This is a genomic window from Azospirillum sp. TSH64, from assembly GCF_003116035.1.
GTDB lineage: Bacteria > Pseudomonadota > Alphaproteobacteria > Azospirillales > Azospirillaceae > Azospirillum.
In genome coordinates this window covers 479,906-497,293 of record NZ_LGQW01000015.1, presented here as the reverse complement: position 1 = coordinate 497,293, position 17,388 = coordinate 479,906, and the positions used below count along the sequence as shown (strand labels likewise).

Below are 17,388 nucleotides of genomic sequence, written 5' to 3'. Positions count from 1 at the left end.
CACTATGTCGACCCGGTGCGGGTCAGATCTTGGTGTTGATCGGAGGCAGCGCGCCGGTGAGGTAGAAGTTGCCGATTGCCTTGGCCTTGTAGGCCACCGGATCGTGGGTGGTATGGGTGCGCGCATTGCGCCAGTGGCGGTCGAGGTTGAGCGCCCGCGAGGTGGCGGATGCCCCGCCGATCCGATAGAGCATCTCGCTCACCCTCACCGACGCCTCGCTGGCGGCGAACTTCGCCTCGGCGACGGCGACCGAAGCCTCGCCGAGCGGCCGGTCGGCGGCGCCGTCGCGGTGGAACAGGCGGACCGCCTCGTCCAGAACCGCCGCGGCGCGCCCGACCAGCGCCTCGGCGCCATGGGCCAGGACCGCCATCTCGCCGACAGTGTACTGGACGTAAGGGTCCTCGACCGCGTGCCCGACCCCGGCCTCGGGCAGCGGACGGGCATGGGTCCGCCCGTAGGCGACGGCGTCCTCCAGCGCCGCCAGCGCAATCCCGGTGTCGAGTGCCGAATGAAGAAGCTGGGCGAAGGCGCCTTCGTAGGTCCGGCGGCGGCCGTAATCGGGAATGGGCATGACCTCGCCCTCATCGAGCCGGACATTCTCGAAGATCATGGTGCCGCTCGCCGTCGTGCGCTGCCCCATCCCGTCCCAATCGTCGATGACGGTGACGCCCGCGCGGTCGACCGGAACCACCGCCGCGGCCCGGCCGCCCTCCAGCAGAGCCGTGACCAGGGTGAATTCGGCGAACAGGCTGCCGGTCGTGTAGTATTTGCGCCCGTCGAGCCGGTAGCCGCCGCCGTCGGAGACAATCCGCGTCGCCATGTCGCCGATGCGGGTGCCGCCACGCTCCGCCGCCGCGTTGCCGTTGAGCCGGCGGCCGTCCAGCAGCAGGCCGAAATAGCGCCGCTTCTGCGCTTCGCTGCCGTAGATGCGGATCTTCTCGACGTTGGGAAAGGTCGCGGCGGCGGACTGCGCGATGTTCGGATCGCCCTTCGACAGGTTGAGGACGATCCGGGCGAACTCGCCCATGCTCACTTCCGGCCCGCCATAGGCGGCCGGCACGCGGGCCGCCAGCAGGCCGCTGCGGGCAAGCTCGGAGATTTCCTCGAACGGCATCCGGCGTTCGAGGTCGCGGGCAGCGGCGCCTGTGGCGAAGCGCCGGCCGAATTCGGCGGACAGTTCGACGAGCGCGGCGCGGTCACGCACGGGAGGGCCGCTCATCGCTCGATCCACACATTCTTGAGCGACGAGATCGCGCCGTCCGGGGTCGTGTTGATGCCGTGGACCTTGCGGTTGTAGAAGGTGAAGTGCTGCATGTCGAACAGCGGCACCAGCGGCAGGTCGGTCATCGCCTGACGCTGGAGGTCATGGAACAGGAGCTTCCGCTTGTCCGCATCGCTCTCGACGCGGATCGCCTCGATGATGCCGTCCATCGCCGGGCTGGAATAGCTGGACGCGTTGACGTAAGGGACGCCCGGTGCCTGGGCCTTGGTCCAGTAAAGCCGGAACAGCCCCATCTGCGGATCGATCAGCGGCGAAATCTGCAACAGGTTCAAATCGAAGCTGTAGTCCTTGTAGACCTTGCGCAGATAGGTCGGATCGTCCGTGCTGTTCAGCTTCGCGTCGATGCCGACGGCCTTCAGGTTCTGCCGGATGAACTCGGCCGAATGGGAGGTCACGTCGCCGACCGCGGTGAAGTCGAGGTTGAGCGCGAAGCGGATGCCGTCGGCCTTGCGCGGATAGCCGCCCTCGTCGAGCAGACGGTTCGCCGCCGCGACGTCGAAGTCATAGCGCTGGACGTCGGGCGTGTAGAATGTCTTGACGCTGGCCGGAATCGGCCCGGTCGACGGCTTACCCAGCCCGTACCACACGGTTTCCACCAGCTTCGCCTTGTCGACCGCATGGGCGACCGCCTTGCGGACCTTGTCGTTCGCCAGGATCGGGTTCCGCAGGTTGAATTCCAGGATGTAGAACTGGGAATGGTAATCGTAGCCGCGCGTCTCGAACCGCAGGTTCGGATCCTTGCGCAGCCTGGCGACGTCGCCGAACGGCACCGCGTCGTAGGGTGCGTACTGCACCTCCCCGGTTTCCAGCGCCGCGGCGCGGCTCGCGGTGTCGGGGATGGCCTTAAAGATGACCCGGTCGAGATAAGGTTTGCCCTCGTCCCAATAGTCCGGATTGCGCTCCAGCTCGACATACTGGCCCTTCTTCCAGTCCTTGAAGCGGAAGGGGCCGGTGCCGACCGGCCGGGTGGTGGCCGGGTTGGTCTGGATCGGCGCGCCCTCGAAGACATGCTTCGGCAGGATTTGGGATTCCGCCGCGTTCAAGGCACTCAGGATCACCAGCGACGGCGCGGAGAGGCGGAAGACGGCGGTGTATCTGTCCGGCGTCTCGACATCCTGCAGCGAGGCGAAGGTCAGCCGCCCGCGTGGGTGCGTCTTCTTCCACACCTCCAGCGCACTGAACTTCACGTCATCCGACGTGAACTCGACGCCGTCATGCCATTTGACGCCGTGACGCAGTTTGAAGGTGATCGACAGCCCGTCGGGCGCGACCTCCCAGCTTTCGGCGAGGCTCGGCCGGACCGAGAGATCCTCGGCATAGCTCAACAGCCCGTCATACACGTTCGTCGACAGGGCAGCGTTGGCATACTGGTTGTTGAAGGCGGTGGTGAGGACGGACGGCTGGGGTTCGATGGTGGCGATCAGCGTACCGCCGCGCACCGGCGCCGCGCTCTGCTGTGCCCCGGCCTGGAGCGGGAGCGCCGCCAGTCCGAAGGCCAGGGCGGCAAGGGCGAGCGGACGGACGAATGGGCGCGCGGCGGGGCGCCCACGGACGAGGACCATGGTCGATTCCTTCTGGATCGTGCGGTGTAAAAGTCTGGGTGTGAAAGTCCGGCGTTGCGGGACCGGCATCAGACCGTGGCTGCCACCGGTCGACGATGCCGGACGGCAGGCGGCGGCAAACCCAGATGGTCGCGCAGCGTTCGTCCGCTGTAGGCCTCGCGAAAGATCCCGCGCCTGCGCAGCAGCGGAACGACCTCCTCCACGAAGATCTCCAGGCCGGAGGCGGTGACGTCCGGCATGATGTTGAAGCCGTCGACGGCGCCCGAGCGGAACCACGCCTCGATTCCGTCGGCCACCTGCTCCGGCGTGCCGACAGCCAGGCGGTGCTGGGTGCCGCCGCCGCCCTGGGCCTTGACGAGATCGCGCACCGTCAGTCCGTTCCGCTGGGCGAGCGTGACGGTTCCCTTGAAGAAGGTCTGGCTGTGATTCTCCGGGAACGGGATGTCGGCGGGGAGCGGCTCGTCCAGCTTCAGCCGGCCGGGATCGACGTTGAGGGTGCGGGCCAGCCGCGCGAGCCCGTAGTCGATGGGCACGCTCTCCCACAGCTCCCGCTCGCGCCGTTTCGCTTCGGCCTCCGTGCTGCCGAGTATGGTGACCATACCGGGGCAGATCACCACGTCGGCCGGGGCCCGGCCGGCACGCAGCAGCCGGGCCCGCAAGCCATCGGCGAAGCTCCTGGCCTCATCGAGGCTGTGCGCGACCGAGAAGACGAGATCGGCATGGCGGGCGGCAAGCTCCTGGCCGTCGCCCGACCCTCCGGCCTGGACGATGACCGGCCGGCCCTGCGGCGAAGGCGGAACGTTGAGAGCCCCCTGTACGGAAAAGTAGCGTCCCCGATGCTTGATCGGACGGATGCGGGAACCGTCGATGAAGCGTCCGCTTTCCTTGTCGCCGACCAGGGCGTCCGGCTCCCAGCTGTCCCAAAGGGCGGTCACGACATCGGCGAATTCGACGGCGCGGGCATAGCGCTGGTCATGGGGCAGCACCTCGTCGAGACCGAAGTTGCGCGCCGTGCCGGTTTCAGCGGTGGTGACGATGTTCCATCCCGACCGGCCCCCGCTGACATGGTCGAGCGACGCGAAGCGGCGCGCCACGTTGTAGGGCTCGTTGTAGGTGGTCGACAGGGTGGCGATCAGCCCGATGTGCGTCGTCGCCGCAGCCATCGCCGCCAGCACGATGGTCGGCTCCAGGGCCTGGTAGGGCCGCAGGTCCGGCCGGTCCGGTAGGGCCGGATTGTCGGCGAGGAAGACGGCGTCGAAGGTGCCCCGCTCGGCGAGCTGGGCCTGGCGCACGAGGAAGGCAGGGTCGATGAAGTCCGTCGCCTCGCTCTCCGGCCGTCGCCAGGCGGAGCTGTAGGAACCGGCATTCATGAAGTTCAGATTCAGGTGCAGCTGTCTTGGGGGGCTCATGGCGGCTCTCGCTGGATGGCGCATGGCGCTGGAATGGAAGACGGAAGGGCTGCGGACGGTCGGGACGGGCGCTAAGTCCCTGGACGGCCGGGCCGCACGGAGGGCCGCCCGGTTCCACGGGAAAGCCTGGAAATCTGGACAGGTTTTACGCATGTCCATCGTTGTTATACATAAAATCACATACCGGGATATTTTTGTCTATGGATCTTATAGACAAAAATGAGTAAGGATAGAAACCAGACGGGCAGGAACCCCTGGACACCCTCCAGCCACCCTCGCCAGGCGGATCCGGACCAGACGGACAGTGTCAGGTCCGGCCGGGTGCCCGCCGCAAGATCGCTCTCAACGCCATCAGGACAGAGGCCGGCCGATGCCGGCCGGGAGAGGCCGCGTTGCTAAAGAATCCCTCACGACCGCCGCTTGCGGCGGTCTCGCGCCGCCGCTTCTCACAAGGGGCCTTCGTCGCGCTCGCCGCGCTGGGACTGCCGGGAGGAGTGGCGTCTGCGGCAGCGGTTCCCGCCGCCGGACAGCCGGTGCGCGGTGGCACCCTGGTGGCGGTCATCCAGCCGGAACCGACGGCACTCGCCAGCGCGATCAACAACAACTATGCCAACGCCTCGGTCAGCGCGAACGTCTATGACGGTCTGCTGCGCTACGACGGGGAGATGCTGCCGCAGCCGGCGCTGGCCGAATCCTGGGAGGTGTCGGACGGCGGCCGCAGCATCGTCTTCCGGCTGCGCAAAGGGGTGAAATGGCATGATGGCGCGGACTTCACCGCCGCCGACGTGCGGTTCAGCGCGCTGGAGCTGTGGAAGAAGCTGCATGCGCGCGGCCGGGTGACCTTCGCCGCCCTGCTCGACGTCGAGACGCCCGATCCGCACACCGCGATCTTCCGCCTCTCGGCGCCGGCCCCGGTGATCCTGAGCGCGCTGAACGCGGCGGAATCGCAGGTGATGCCGAAGCACCTGTACGAGAACACCGACATCCTGAAGAACCCCAGGAACAACGCGCCGGTCGGCACCGGCCCCTTCATCTTCAAGGAGTGGAGGAAGGGCCAGCACATCGTGCTGGACCGCAATCCCGCCTACTGGGACGAGGGCAAGCCCCACCTCGACCGCCTCGTCTTCCGGATCATTCCCGATGCCGCGTCGCGGGCGGTGGCCCTGGAGACCGGCGAGATCCACTATGCTCCCTTCACCGCGGTCCCGCTCGCCGATGTCGCCCGGCTCCGCGACGACCCGGCGCTGGCGGTCAGCACCAGCGGCTATGCCTTCCAGTCCCACGTCTTCCTGCTCGATTTCAATTTGTCGAACCCGCATCTGGCCGACCTGCGGGTGCGGCGCGCCATTGCCCATGCCATCGACCGCCAGGGACTGATCGACACGGTCTGGTACGGCTTCGGCAAGCCGGCGGTGAGCCCCGTGCCATCGCAGCTCTCCCGCTTCCACAATCCCGACGTCCCGCGCCACGACCACGATCCCGCCAGGGCGGAAGCGCTGCTGGACGAGGCCGGCCTGCCACGGGGGGCGAACGGCGTCCGCTTCACCGTCACCCACGACTATCTGCCCTTCGGCGAGACCTATCGGGATGCCGGCGAATACATCCGCAACAACCTGAAGAAGGTCGGCATCGACTTCGTGCTGCGCGGCCAGGACTATCCGAGCTGGACCAGACGGGTCTACACCGACTACGCCTACGACATCGACAGCAACACCGTGGCCGTGATGATGGATCCGGAGATGGGATTGCCGCGGCTGCTGCTGTCGACCAACCATGTCCGGGGGGTTCCGACCTCCAACAACACCGGCTACGACAACCCGGAGGCCGACCGCGTCATCAAGGCCCTCCAGGTCGAGCCGGATGCCGGAAAACGCAAGGCGCTGTTCGGCGAGTTGCAGGCGATCGCCATGACCGATCTGCCGATCCTGCCGCTGTCCGAAATGCGGCACGTCACCATCCACAGCCGGAAACTCCGGGGTCTGTCACAGGCCCCCGATGCGGCGCTGGCCTCGCTCGCCGACGCCTGGCTGTCGGCCTGAGAGGAACGCATGGCCAAGGAAATCCGTTTCAACGCCTTCGTCGTCAACCGGCCGGTCCACCAGTCGCCGGGACTGTGGCGGCACCCGCGCGACCGCTCCACCTCCTACCAGGATCTCGGCTACTGGGTCGAACTGGCGCGCACGCTGGAGCGCGGCAGGTTCGACACCGTCTTCCTCGCCGACGGCATCGGGGTGAACGACGTCTATGGCGGCGGGATCGAGGCGGCGCTGCGCCACGGCTCGCAGGTGCCGACCAACGACCCGATCCTGCTGATCCCGGCGATGGCGCATGCCACCCGCGACCTCGGCTTCGCCGTCACCGGCAACCTGTCCTTCGAGCAGCCCTATCTGTTCGCCCGCCGGCTGTCCACCCTCGACCAGCTCACCCGCGGACGGCTGGCCTGGAACATCGTCACCGGCAAATCGGCGGCCGGCGCCAAGGGGCTGGGGCGCAGCATCGTCGCCCACGACCGGCGCTACGACATCGCCGACGAGTTCATGGAGGTGGTCTACAAGCTGTGGGAGGGCAGCTGGGAGGACGACGCGGTCCTCTGGGACCGCGAGGCCGGCATCTTCGCCGATCCCGCCAAGGTGCACCGCGTCCGTCACGACGGGGAGCATTACCGCCTCGACGCCATCCACCTGACCGAGCCGTCGCCACAGCGCACGCCCCTGCTCTTCCAGGCCGGCGGGTCGCAGCGCGGGCGCCAGTTCGCCGCCCGGCACGCCGAAGGCATCTTCCTGGCCGCCCCTACCAAGACGGTGGCCGGCGCCGTCGTCCGCGACGTGCGCCGCCGCGCCGCCGAGAACGGCCGCGACCCGGCCGAGCTTCTGTTCTTCCCGCTCGTCACCGTCATCACCGGCGAGACCGAACGGGAGGCGAAGGCCAAGCTGGCGGACTACCAGAGCTACATCAGCCACGAAGGCGCCCTCGTGCTCTTCTCCGGCTGGACCGGAATCGATCTCGCCGGGCGCGATCCCGACGAGGTCCTGCGCTTCGAGGACCGCGACAACGGCGTGGTCTCCACCATCGAGGCCTTCACCACCGCCGATCCCAACCGCTCCTGGACCCTGCGCGAGATCGCCCGCCATGCCGGCATCGGCGGGCAGGGACCGGTGATCGTCGGCTCGCCCACGCAGGTGGCGGACGAACTGCAGTCCTGGGTCGAGGAGGTCGGCGCCGACGGCTTCAACCTCGCCTATGCGGTGGCGCCGGACAGCTACGTCGACTTCGTCGATCTGGTGGTGCCGGAACTGCAGAGCCGCGGCGCCTACAAGCGCGACTACGCCCCCGGCACGCTGCGCGAGAAGCTCTACGGCCCTGGGCGGGCCCAGCTGAGCGCTCCGCATCCGGCGGCGGCCTTCCGGCATCTGCCGGCGGAGGACGCGGCATGACCGGCCGGACCCGCCACGGGGAAATCCGTAGGGAAATCCGTCTCAACGCCTTCCACATGAACGCGCCCGGCCATTCCTGGGCCGGCCTGTGGACCCACCCGAAGGACCGCTGCGCCGACTATACCGACCTCGATTTCTGGATCGAGCTGGCACGCACCGCCGAGCGCGGCAAGCTCGACGGCATCTTCCTGGCCGACGTCTCCGGCGTCTACGACGTCTATGCCGGCACGCCGGACGCGGCGCTGGCGGCCGGCGCCCAGATCCCGAGCAACGACCCGTCGGTCCTGATCTCCGCCATGGCCGCGGCGACCCGCGATCTCGGCTTCGGCGTCACCGCGTCGGTCGGGTACGAGCAGCCCTATTACCTCGCCCGCCGCTTCTCCACGCTCGACCACCTGACCAAGGGGCGGGTCGGCTGGAACATCGTCACCGGCTATCTGGAGAGCGCCGCCCGCGCAATCGGCGACGGCGGGGTGCGGGAGCACGACCAGCGCTACGACCGCGCCGACGAGTTCCTGGAACTGGCCTACCGGCTGTGGGAGGGCAGTTGGGAGGACGATGCCGCGGTTCGCGACAAGGCCGGCCGGGTCTTCGTCCGGCCGGAGAAGGTTCACCGGATCACCCATCGCGGCACCTTCTTCGATCTCGACGCCATCCATCTGAGCGAACCCTCGCCGCAGCGCACCCCCCTGCTCTACCAGGCCGGCACCTCGGGCCGCGGGCGCGAATTCGCGGCCCGCCACGCCGAATGCGTGTTCATGAACCAGAGCAGGGCCGCGGTGGCGGAGGCCGCCGCCGACATCCGCCGCCGCGCCGCCGCCTATGGCCGGCACCCGGAGGATCTGCTGGTCTTCGTCGGCGCCACCGTCATCGTCGCCTCGACCGAGGCGGAGGCGCGCGACAAGTACGAGGAGTACCGCAGCCATCTCGACACCCGGGGCGCCCTCGCCCTGCTGTCGGGCTGGACCGGCATCGACTTCTCGCAATACGGCCCCGACGATCCGGTGCGCTACGTCAAGAGCAACGGCATGCAGTCGAAGATCGAGGCGATGACCCTGCGCAGCCCGGACCGCGTCTGGCGGGTGCGCGATCTCGCCGATTTCGGCGAGGTCGGCGGGCGCGGCCCCTTCATCGTCGGCACGCCGACGCAGGTGGCCGACGAGCTGCTGACCTGGGTCGAGGCCGGCGCCGACGGCTTCAACCTCACCCGCGTGGTGGAGCCGGCCAACCTGACCGACATCGTCGACCTGCTGGTGCCCGAACTCCAGGACCGCGGGGTCTACAAGACCGACTACAGCCCCGGCACCCTGCGCGAGAAGCTGTTCGGTCCCGGCCGCGCCCGGCTTTCGCCGCGCCATCCAGGCCATGCCTTCCGCCATCCCGGCCCGACAGCCTGACCTCCAGATCAACAGGAGTTTCGCCATGGATCTCGCCCTTGCCGGCAAGGTCGTCCTCGTCACCGGCGGCAGCAAGGGGCTCGGCCTCGCCGCCGCCCGCGCCTTCGCCCGGGAAGGCTCGCGCGTGGTCATCGCGTCGCGCAGCCGTGAGAACCTCGCCGCCGCACAGGCCGCCCTGGCCGCCGAGGGGCTGGAGGTCGCGACGGTCGCCGCCGATTTCGCCGACGCAGCCGAGGCCGCCCGTGCCGTCGCCGAGGCCGAACGCCCCTTCGGCCCGGTCGAGGTGCTGATCAACAGTGCCGGCGCCGCGAAGCGCACCCCGGCCGAGGACCTCGACGCCGCCGCCTGGAAGGCCGGGCTGGACGCCAAGTTCTTCCCCTACATCCACGCCCAGGACGCCGTGCTCAGGAGCTTCCGGCGCAGGGCGGGGGCCGGGGCGGATGGCCGGGCGGAACCCCGGCTGCCTCCGCCCCGGCAGATCGGCGCCATCGTCAACATCGTCGGCACCGGCGGCCGGATTCCCTCCGGCACCCATCTGCCGGGCGGCTCCGCCAACGCCGCCCTGCTGCTGTCGACGCTGGGGCTGGCCCGCGAATACGCGCCCTACGGCATCCGCATCAACGCCATCAATCCCGGCTTCACCCTGACCGACCGCATCGAGCAGAACCTCGCCCTGGAGGCCAAACGCCTCGGCATCAGCCGCGACGAGGCGCTGGCCGCCGGTGCCGCCGCCACGCCGTTGCGCCGCTACGGCGAGGCCCACGAGATCGCCGAGGTGGCGCTGTTCCTGGCCAGCGAGCGGGCGAGCTACGTGGTCGGCGCGCTGGTCGCGGTGGACGGCGGCCAGAGCCTGGCCCTGTAGCGGCCGACTGCGGACGGAGAACGCCATGCCGACATCGCTGCGCTACGTCTTCCGCCGGCTGGTCCAGGCACTGCCGATGGCCTTCGCCATCGTGCTGCTGAACTTCCTGCTGCTGAAGCTGACGCCGGGCGACCTCGCCGACGTCATCGCCGGGGAGTCCGGCTCGGCGACGCCGGAGTTCATGGAGAACCTGCGCCGGCTCTACGGGCTCGACATTCCGGTCCACCTCCAGTTCCTGAACTACATCCAGGGCATCCTGCATTTCGACCTCGGCTATTCCTTCCGCCAGGGCATGCCGGTGGGCGAGCTGATCCTCGAACGCCTGCCGGCGACGATCCTGCTGTCGCTGACCGCGATCCTGTTCGCGCTCCTGATCGGCGTGCTCCTCGGCGTGGTGGCGGCGCGGTCGCGCGGAAGCCTGCTGGATGAGGCGATCTCGGTCGTCTCCACCATGGGCTTCGCCACCCCGCTGTTCTGGGTCGGGCTGATGCTGATCGTGCTGTTCTCGATCGAGCTGCGCTGGCTGCCGTCCGCCGGCATGGTGACGGTGGGAGCGGATTACCACGGCCGTTGGGACGAGTGGCTCGACATCGGTCGGCATCTGGTGCTGCCGGCCGTGACGCTCAGCCTGTTCTTCCTGTCGATCTATGTCCGCATCACGCGCTCGGCGATGCTGGAGGTCTACGGGCTCGATTTCGTGCGCACCGCCAGGGCCAAGGGACTGACAGAGGCCCGCGTGGTGGTCCGCCACGTGCTGCGCAACGCCCTGCTGCCAATCGTGACGGTCACGGGCCTGCAGCTCGGCGCGATCTTCGGCGGCACGGTTGTGGTCGAGACGGTCTTCGGCTGGCCCGGTCTCGGCCGGCTGGCGCAGGAGGCGGTATTCTCGCGCGACGTCAACCTGCTGCTCGGCATCTTCCTGTGCAGCTCCTTCATCGTCATCGTCGTCAATCTGTCGGTCGACCTGCTCTATGCGGCGCTCGACCCGCGGGTGGAGGTCCGTCAATGAGCCTGTCCGCCCCGACCCATGGCGGGATGCCGGGCGGCATCCTCCAGCGCCTGATGCGCACACCGGGACTGCGCCGGCTGCGCGGCTCGCGGGCGCTGCTGGTCGGCCTGCTGCTGCTGGCCGCCGTCGTCGCCGTTGCCCTGTCCGCCGGCCTGCTCTATCCGGGCGATCCGCGTGACATGGCCGGCCCCGCCGGCACCTGGCCCGGCGTCGACGCCCGCTTCCCGCTCGGCACCGACATGCTCGGCCGCGACATGGCGGCGGCGATGGCCCATTCCGCCGGCACCTCGCTGACCGTCGGCATCGCCGCGGCAATGCTGGCGCTGCTGGTCGGCATCACTGCCGGCGTGCTGGCCGGCTATTTCGGCGGCGCCGTTGACGACGTGCTGATGCGGATCAGCGAACTGTTCCAGACCATGCCGAGCCTGCTCTTCACCATCATCCTGGTGGTGATCCTCGGGCCGACAACCGCCAGCATCAGCTTCGCCATCGGCATCACCGCCTGGCCGCAGATCGCCCGGCTGGTGCGGGCGGAGGCGGTGCGGGTGCGCCGTCTCGACTATGTCGACGCCGCGGTCACGCTGGGCATGGGGCACGGGCGGATCGTGCTGCTGCATGTGCTGCCAAACAGCCTGGCGCCGGTCGTGGTCGCCGCCTCGATCCTGGTGGCCCAGGCGATCCTGTCCGACGCCTCGCTGTCCTTCCTCGGCCTCGGCGACCCCAACGGCATGAGCTGGGGCAGCATGGTCGGCGCCGGCCGGCCGATGCTGCGCACGGCCTGGTACATGACCGCGCTTCCCGGCGGGGCGATCTTCCTCACCGTCATGGGCTTCATGCTGATCGGCAACGGCCTGAACGATCTCCTCAATCCCCGCACCCCCGTGAGGTGACCCATGAGCCTGCTCGAAGTCGAAGACCTGACCGTCCGTTTCGGCGACGCCGTCGTCGTCGACCGGCTGTCCTTCTCGGTCGAGGCCGGCGAGACGCTGGCCATCGTCGGCGAATCCGGCTGCGGCAAGTCGATGACGGCGCTGGCGTTGACCCGGCTGGTCGGGCCGCCGGGACGGATCGGCGGACGGGTCCGGCTCGACGGCCTGGAACTGACCGGCCTGCCCGAGCCACGGATGCGCGCGGTGCGCGGCGACCGCATCGGCATCGTCTTCCAGGACCCGATGTCGGCGCTCAATCCGGTGCTGACCGTCGGCGAGCAGGTCGCCGAGGCGGTGCGCGCCCACAGCCCGCTCGGTACCCGGGCGGCGCGGGCGCGGGCGGCGGAGCTGCTGGATCTCGTCCATATTCCCGACGCCCACCGCCGCCTCGACGACCATCCGCACCGCTTCTCGGGCGGCATGCGCCAGCGGGTCGCCATCGCCATCGCCATCGCCGCCAACCCCGCCCTGCTGATCGCCGACGAGCCGACGACGGCGCTCGACGTCACCATCCAGGCGCAGATCCTCTGCCTGCTGGACGAGCTGCGCCGCGACCTCGGCATGGGGCTGATCCTCATCACCCACGACCTCGGCGTCGTTGCCGAAACCGCCGACCGCGTGCTGGTCATGTATGCCGGACGCAAGGTCGAGGAGCAGGACACGCCCGGCCTGTTCGCCGCCCCGCTGCACCCCTACACCCGCCGGCTGATGGGGGCCAAGCCGCGGCTGACGCTGGGCGAGCCGCCGCCGCGGCAGCGGCTGCAGGAAATCCCCGGCCTGGTGCCCCTGCCGGGCGCGATCCCGCCGGGATGCGCCTTCGCTCCGCGCTGCGCCGACGCCGATGCCGGCTGCGCCGCCGTTCCGCCGTTGCAGCGGCACGGGCGGGCCGCGGTCGCCTGCCACAAGGTCGAACTGCCGGCCTGGACGCCCCGACAGGTCCCGCGATGGACCGACCGCAGCCAATGGAGGGCGGCGGAATGAGCGCGCTTCTCGAGGTCGAGGATCTCCGCGTCCGCTACGCCACCCGGCGCGGCTCCCTGATGGCGGTTGACGGCGTGTCCTTCTCCCTGCACGCCGGCAGGACGCTGGGTCTGGTCGGCGAGTCCGGCTGCGGCAAATCCTCGCTCGGCAAGGCGATCATGCGGATCGTCGATCCGCATTCCGGCGCCATCCGGCTCGACGGCGTGGACATCGGCCGGCTGAGCGGCCACAATCTGCGCCCGCACCGCCGCCGCTTCCAGATGGTGTTCCAGGATCCGGCGGCTTCGCTCGATCCGCGCCAGCGCATCCGCCGCGCCCTGGAGGAGCCGCTGGCCGTGCATGGCCGGGGCGACCGGAGCGAGCGGCGCGACAGGGTGCGCGAGGTCATGGCCCAGGTCGGGCTGCACCCGGAGATGGCGGACCGGCTGCCGCATGAATTCTCCGGCGGCCAGCGCCAGCGCATCGCCATCGCCCGCGCCCTGATGCTGGAGCCGAGCCTGATCGTCTGCGACGAGCCGGTCTCGGCGCTCGACGTCTCGCTGCAGGCGCAGATCCTCAACCTGCTGGCCGACCTCCAGGCGTCGCGCGGGATCGCCTACCTGTTCATCAGCCACGACCTTTCGGTGGTCCAGCATCTCGCCGACCGGATCGCCGTGATGTATCTCGGCCAGATCGTCGAGATCGCCGACCGCGCGGCCCTGTGGCGGTCGCCGGCCCACCCATACACCCAGGCGCTGATCGCCGCGGTTCCGCGCATGGACCCCGAACGGCGCGGGCTGGACCGGACCCGGCTGCTGCCGGGCGACCTGCCGGCGCCGCAGGATCCGCCGCCCGGATGCCGCTTCGCCGGCCGCTGCCCCTTCGCGACCCGCCTGTGCCGCGAGCAGGCGCCGCGGCTGGCCGAGATCGCCCCCGGCCATGCGGTCGCCTGCCATCTCCATTCCGCGACCGATGCCGCACCCGATGCCGCGCCCGGTGGTGCGGCAGCCCCGTCCCTCCCCCATTCCCTGCAGAAGGACACCGTCCAATGAACGCCGTCACCGGCAAGCCCGTCCCCGCGCATGACCCGACTTTCGAGATGGCCGAGCAGAGGCAGGCCCGCGTCGATCTGGCCGCGGCCCAGCGCCTGGCGGTGATCCAGGAGATGAGCGAGGGCATCTACAACCATTTCACCCTGGCGGTGCCGGGACATGACGACCGCTTCTATGTCAGCCCGCTCGGGCTGCACTGGTCGGAGATCAAGGCCAGCGACCTGCTCACCGTCGACTACGACGGCCGCCTGCTCGACGGCAAGGGACCGCTCCAGCGCTCCGCCTTCTGCATCCACGCCCCCATCCACCGGCGCAAGCCGCAGCACGCCGCGCTGTTCCACACCCACATGCCCTACACCAGCGCGCTGACCCGGTTGCAGGACCAGCGGCTGCTGCCGATCGGTCACACCGAGGCCCAGCTGATCGCCGAGATCGCCTATGACGACGACTACACCGGCCTCGCCCGCGACCCGGCCGAGGGCGAGCGTCTGGCCGACATCCTCGGCGACAGGACCATCCTGATCATGGCGCACCACGGCGTGCTGGTCGCCGGCCGGACCGTCTCGGAAGCCTACGACCGGCTCTACACGCTGGAGCGGGCGGCGCGGGTGCAGCTCTTCGCCCAATGGACCGGCAAGCCGCTTCGCGAACTGCCCGGCGAGATGGTCGCGCATGTCCACGCCACCATCACCGGCACCCCGCTGGCCCCCGGCGTGCCGTCGGGCCACGAGCTGCATTTCGGCGCCCTGAAGCGGCTGCTCGACCGCCAGAACCCCGGCTACCGCGAATGACCGTCTCCGTTTTCCACCGAAAGGGCACCGCCGTGACCGCCTTCCCCCACGCCCCGGCCAAAACGCCAGCCGGGACGACCGGCATCGATCCCCGGACGCTTCTGGACTGGCTGGAGGACGGCGGCGAGATCGCCGTCCTCGACCTGCGCGAGGAAGGCCCCTTCGGCGAGGGGCACCCGCTTCTCGCCGTCAACATTCCGTTCAGCCGGCTGGAGTTCGACATCGCCGCGCTTGTCCCGCGCGCCGACACCCGCATCGTCCTGCTGGCCGAAGAGCCGGTCGCCGCGCGGGCGGCCAGCCGGCTCTCGGCGCTCGGCTATACCGGCGTCCAGGTGCTGTCCGGTGGGGCGGAGTCCTGGTCCGCCGCCGGCCTGCCGCTCTTCCCCAGCGTCAACGTGCCGGGCAAGGCATTCGCCGAATGCGTCGAACACGCCTATCATACGCCGGACATCGAGGCGGCCGAACTCGACCGGCTCGTCCGGGCCGGGGCTGATCTGGTGATTCTCGACAGCCGCACCGCCGAGGAGTTTGAGCGTTTCCACGTGCCGGGTGCCGTCAGCGCGCCGGGTGCCGAGATCGTCCACCGCTTCGCCGACCTCGTTCCCTCGCCGGACAGCCTCGTCGTCGTGTCCTGCGCCGGACGGACGCGGGGCATCATCGGCGCGCAGGCGCTGATCAACGCCGGCGTTCCCAACCGCGTGGTCGCATTGTCGGGTGGAACCCAGGGCTGGCGCCTTGCCGGCTTCGAGCTGGAGCGCGACACGCCGCTTCCGCCCCGGCCGCCGGTGGGGCCGGAGGCCCGCGAGCTGGCGCGACAGCGCGCCGCCGACCTTGCCCGGCGCTTCGCCGTCCCGGTGATCGACCGCGCCGCGCTGGGGCGGCTGCGTGCCGATCCCGCCCGAACCACCTATCTCTTCGACGTCCGCCTGCCGGCCGAACATGCCGGGGGACACGCCGACGGGGTTCCGTCCGCCCAGGGCGGGCAGCTGGTGCAGGCACTCGACACATGGGCGGCCACCCGCGGGGCACGGATCGTGCTGACCGACGACGACGGCGTGCGCGCCACCGTGACGGCGCACTGGCTGCGCCAGCTCGGCTGGGATGCGCTGGTCTTGCCCGGGCTGGTGTCGGGGACCGCCCCGCCCCCCGCCCATGCGGTGCCCGCCGCCCCACCGCGGGCGAAGGTTCTTTCCGCCGAGGAGGCCGGCGACCGGCTGCGGCGCGGTGCGGTTTTGCTCTTCTCGGATTCCAGCGGCGACTACCGTCGCTCCCACCCGGCGGGAGCCCTCTGGGCCAACCGCTCGCGCCTCGGTCCGCCGGATCGGTTCGACCGCGCGGCCGGGGTCGTGGTGACCGGGCGGGATCCGGTGACCGCCCATCTCCTCGCCCTGGATCTGGAAGAGGCCGGCATTCCGGCCGCGGTCCTTCCCGGCGGCGAAGCGGCCTGGACGGCCGCCGGCCTTACGGTCGTCACGTCGCCTTCCGACCCTGCCGATGCCGACCGCATCGACCATCTGTTCTGGCTCCATGACCGCCACAGCGGCAACCTCGAAGCGTCGCGCGCCTATCTCGACTGGGAGCTGTCGCTGCCGGGGGCCGTCGGCACACCGGAAGCCGCCGGCTTCCGCATCGGACCGGCGGCGGCGCGATGACCGCCCCACGGATCTGCATCTTCGGGGCCGGCGCGGTGGGCAGCCATGTGGCGGCGAGGTTGCTGCGCGCCGGTGTCCCCAACGTCTCCGTCATCGCGCGCGGTCCTCACCTGGCCGCGATGCGCGAGCGCGGCCTCACCTTCCGGAGCGATCGGGAAGAGTTCCGCGTCGCGGTGCCGGTGGCGACCGACGATCCGTCGACCCTGCCGCCGCAGGACGTCGTCGTCGTCACGCTGAAGGCGCCGGCCCTCCCAGCGGCGGCAGGCGCTCTCGCCCGGCTGCTGGCTCCCGAGGGAGTCGCGGTCTTCCTGCTGAACGGAATCCCGTGGTGGTGGAACCACGGCCTGCGGGAAGGCGGCCTGCGGGAGAGCGGCGGTCCGCTGCCGCTGCTCGATCCTGACGCCGCGCTCTGGCGAAACGTCGGGCCGGCGCGGACGTTGGGCGGGGTCGTGATGTCGCCCAACGAGATCGTCGAGCCGGGCGTCGTCGTGCATGGCGCACACAACCGGTTCATCATCGGCGAGCCTGACGGCGGCGACAGCCCACGGGCCCGCGGACTGGTCGAGTTGTTCACCGCCGCCGGCATGCCCGCCCTGCTGTCGACCGACATCCGGACCGACATCTGGCTCAAGCTGCTGGTCAACGCGCCGGGCAACCCGCTGGCCGCCCTGACCCGATTGTCGGCGAAGGACCGGGCCGCCGACCCCGAGCTGGCGGACCTCGGGCGGCGCATCGCCGGCGAGGTGGCCGACACCGCTCGGGCGCTCGGCTATGATCTGACCCAGCACGCCGATGCCGACGATACGATGGGGTGGGCAGCCACGCGCTCGGAAACCCGGCCTTCCATGCTGCAGGATGTCCTGCACGGCCGCGCCACCGAGGTCGAATGCCTGCTCGGCCAAGTGCAGGCCTATGCCAGGGAGCGGTCCGTTCCGACGCCGGTCATCGACATCGTCCTGCCGATTCTGCGCGGCCTGGACCGGTCCCTGCGCCGGTGACGGCGCCGCAGGTCTTTTTTTAACCCCTGCATCGCCATCGGCGGCAAACAC

The 17,388-nt window shown here is 70.0% G+C and carries 14 protein-coding genes; 11 read left to right on the top strand and 3 right to left on the bottom strand.

The features are described 5' to 3' along the window. Nucleotides 1–22: 22 nt before the first annotated feature. The 3 genes from TSH64_RS03725 to TSH64_RS03715 all read right to left on the bottom strand — a co-directional run bounded on the left by TSH64_RS03725 (nt 23) and on the right by TSH64_RS03715 (nt 4,253). Nucleotides 23–1,219: an acyl-CoA dehydrogenase family protein gene (locus TSH64_RS03725; RefSeq protein WP_109095611.1), complete on the bottom strand. Its 1,197-nt coding sequence runs from the start codon at nt 1,217–1,219 to the stop codon at nt 23–25. After that, entirely contained in the window at nt 1,216–2,844 is a 1,629-nt protein-coding gene (locus TSH64_RS03720) for an ABC transporter substrate-binding protein (RefSeq protein WP_109095610.1), read from the bottom strand. Before TSH64_RS03720 ends, TSH64_RS03725 begins: the two co-directional genes overlap by 4 nt. 68 nt (nt 2,845–2,912) lie before the next feature. After that, complete coding sequence (locus TSH64_RS03715; RefSeq protein WP_109095609.1) at nt 2,913–4,253, bottom strand: LLM class flavin-dependent oxidoreductase; 1,341 nt, start codon at nt 4,251–4,253, stop codon at nt 2,913–2,915. 392 nt (nt 4,254–4,645) lie between these two features. Here TSH64_RS03715 and TSH64_RS03710 point away from each other — a divergent pair, with 392 nt between their 5' ends. Genes TSH64_RS03710 through TSH64_RS03660 form a run of 11 tightly spaced genes read left to right on the top strand, consistent with a single transcriptional unit; the run spans nt 4,646 to nt 17,337 of the window. Then, entirely contained in the window at nt 4,646–6,292 is a 1,647-nt protein-coding gene (locus TSH64_RS03710; RefSeq protein ID WP_247872733.1) for an ABC transporter substrate-binding protein, read from the top strand. Nucleotides 6,293–6,301: 9 nt separating this feature from the next. Then, entirely contained in the window at nt 6,302–7,687 is a 1,386-nt protein-coding gene (locus TSH64_RS03705) for an LLM class flavin-dependent oxidoreductase (protein ID WP_109095607.1), read from the top strand. Beyond that, entirely contained in the window at nt 7,684–9,084 is a 1,401-nt protein-coding gene (locus TSH64_RS03700; RefSeq protein ID WP_109095606.1) for an LLM class flavin-dependent oxidoreductase, read from the top strand. Before TSH64_RS03705 ends, TSH64_RS03700 begins: the two co-directional genes overlap by 4 nt. A 25-nt stretch (nt 9,085–9,109) precedes the next feature. Further along, nucleotides 9,110–9,946 (top strand): SDR family NAD(P)-dependent oxidoreductase, encoded by an 837-nt coding sequence (locus TSH64_RS03695; RefSeq protein WP_109095605.1) that lies wholly within the window; start codon nt 9,110–9,112, stop codon nt 9,944–9,946. Nucleotides 9,947–9,971: 25 nt separating this feature from the next. Continuing rightward, on the top strand, nt 9,972–10,955 hold the full coding sequence (locus TSH64_RS03690) for an ABC transporter permease (RefSeq protein ID WP_109095604.1): 984 nt from the start codon (nt 9,972–9,974) through the stop codon (nt 10,953–10,955). Continuing rightward, nucleotides 10,952–11,845, top strand: a complete 894-nt coding sequence (locus TSH64_RS03685) for an ABC transporter permease (RefSeq protein WP_247872732.1) — start codon at nt 10,952–10,954, stop codon at nt 11,843–11,845. Before TSH64_RS03690 ends, TSH64_RS03685 begins: the two co-directional genes overlap by 4 nt. Before the next feature lie 3 nt (nt 11,846–11,848). Next, nucleotides 11,849–12,865: an ABC transporter ATP-binding protein gene (locus TSH64_RS03680; protein WP_199237437.1), complete on the top strand. Its 1,017-nt coding sequence runs from the start codon at nt 11,849–11,851 to the stop codon at nt 12,863–12,865. Next, nucleotides 12,862–13,896, top strand: coding sequence for an oligopeptide/dipeptide ABC transporter ATP-binding protein (locus TSH64_RS03675; RefSeq protein WP_199237436.1), 1,035 nt, complete (start codon nt 12,862–12,864; stop codon nt 13,894–13,896). Before TSH64_RS03680 ends, TSH64_RS03675 begins: the two co-directional genes overlap by 4 nt. Then, nucleotides 13,893–14,687 carry a class II aldolase/adducin family protein gene (locus TSH64_RS03670; RefSeq protein WP_199237433.1) on the top strand — a complete coding sequence of 265 codons (795 nt, stop codon included), beginning with the start codon at nt 13,893–13,895 and terminating at the stop codon, nt 14,685–14,687. Before TSH64_RS03675 ends, TSH64_RS03670 begins: the two co-directional genes overlap by 4 nt. Continuing rightward, entirely contained in the window at nt 14,684–16,339 is a 1,656-nt protein-coding gene (locus tag TSH64_RS03665) for a rhodanese-like domain-containing protein (RefSeq protein ID WP_109095602.1), read from the top strand. The genes TSH64_RS03670 and TSH64_RS03665 overlap by 4 nt, the downstream gene beginning before the upstream one ends. Further along, nucleotides 16,336–17,337 (top strand): 2-dehydropantoate 2-reductase, encoded by a 1,002-nt coding sequence (locus tag TSH64_RS03660; RefSeq protein ID WP_109095601.1) that lies wholly within the window; start codon nt 16,336–16,338, stop codon nt 17,335–17,337. The genes TSH64_RS03665 and TSH64_RS03660 overlap by 4 nt, the downstream gene beginning before the upstream one ends. The last annotated feature ends 51 nt before the right edge of the window (nt 17,338–17,388 follow it).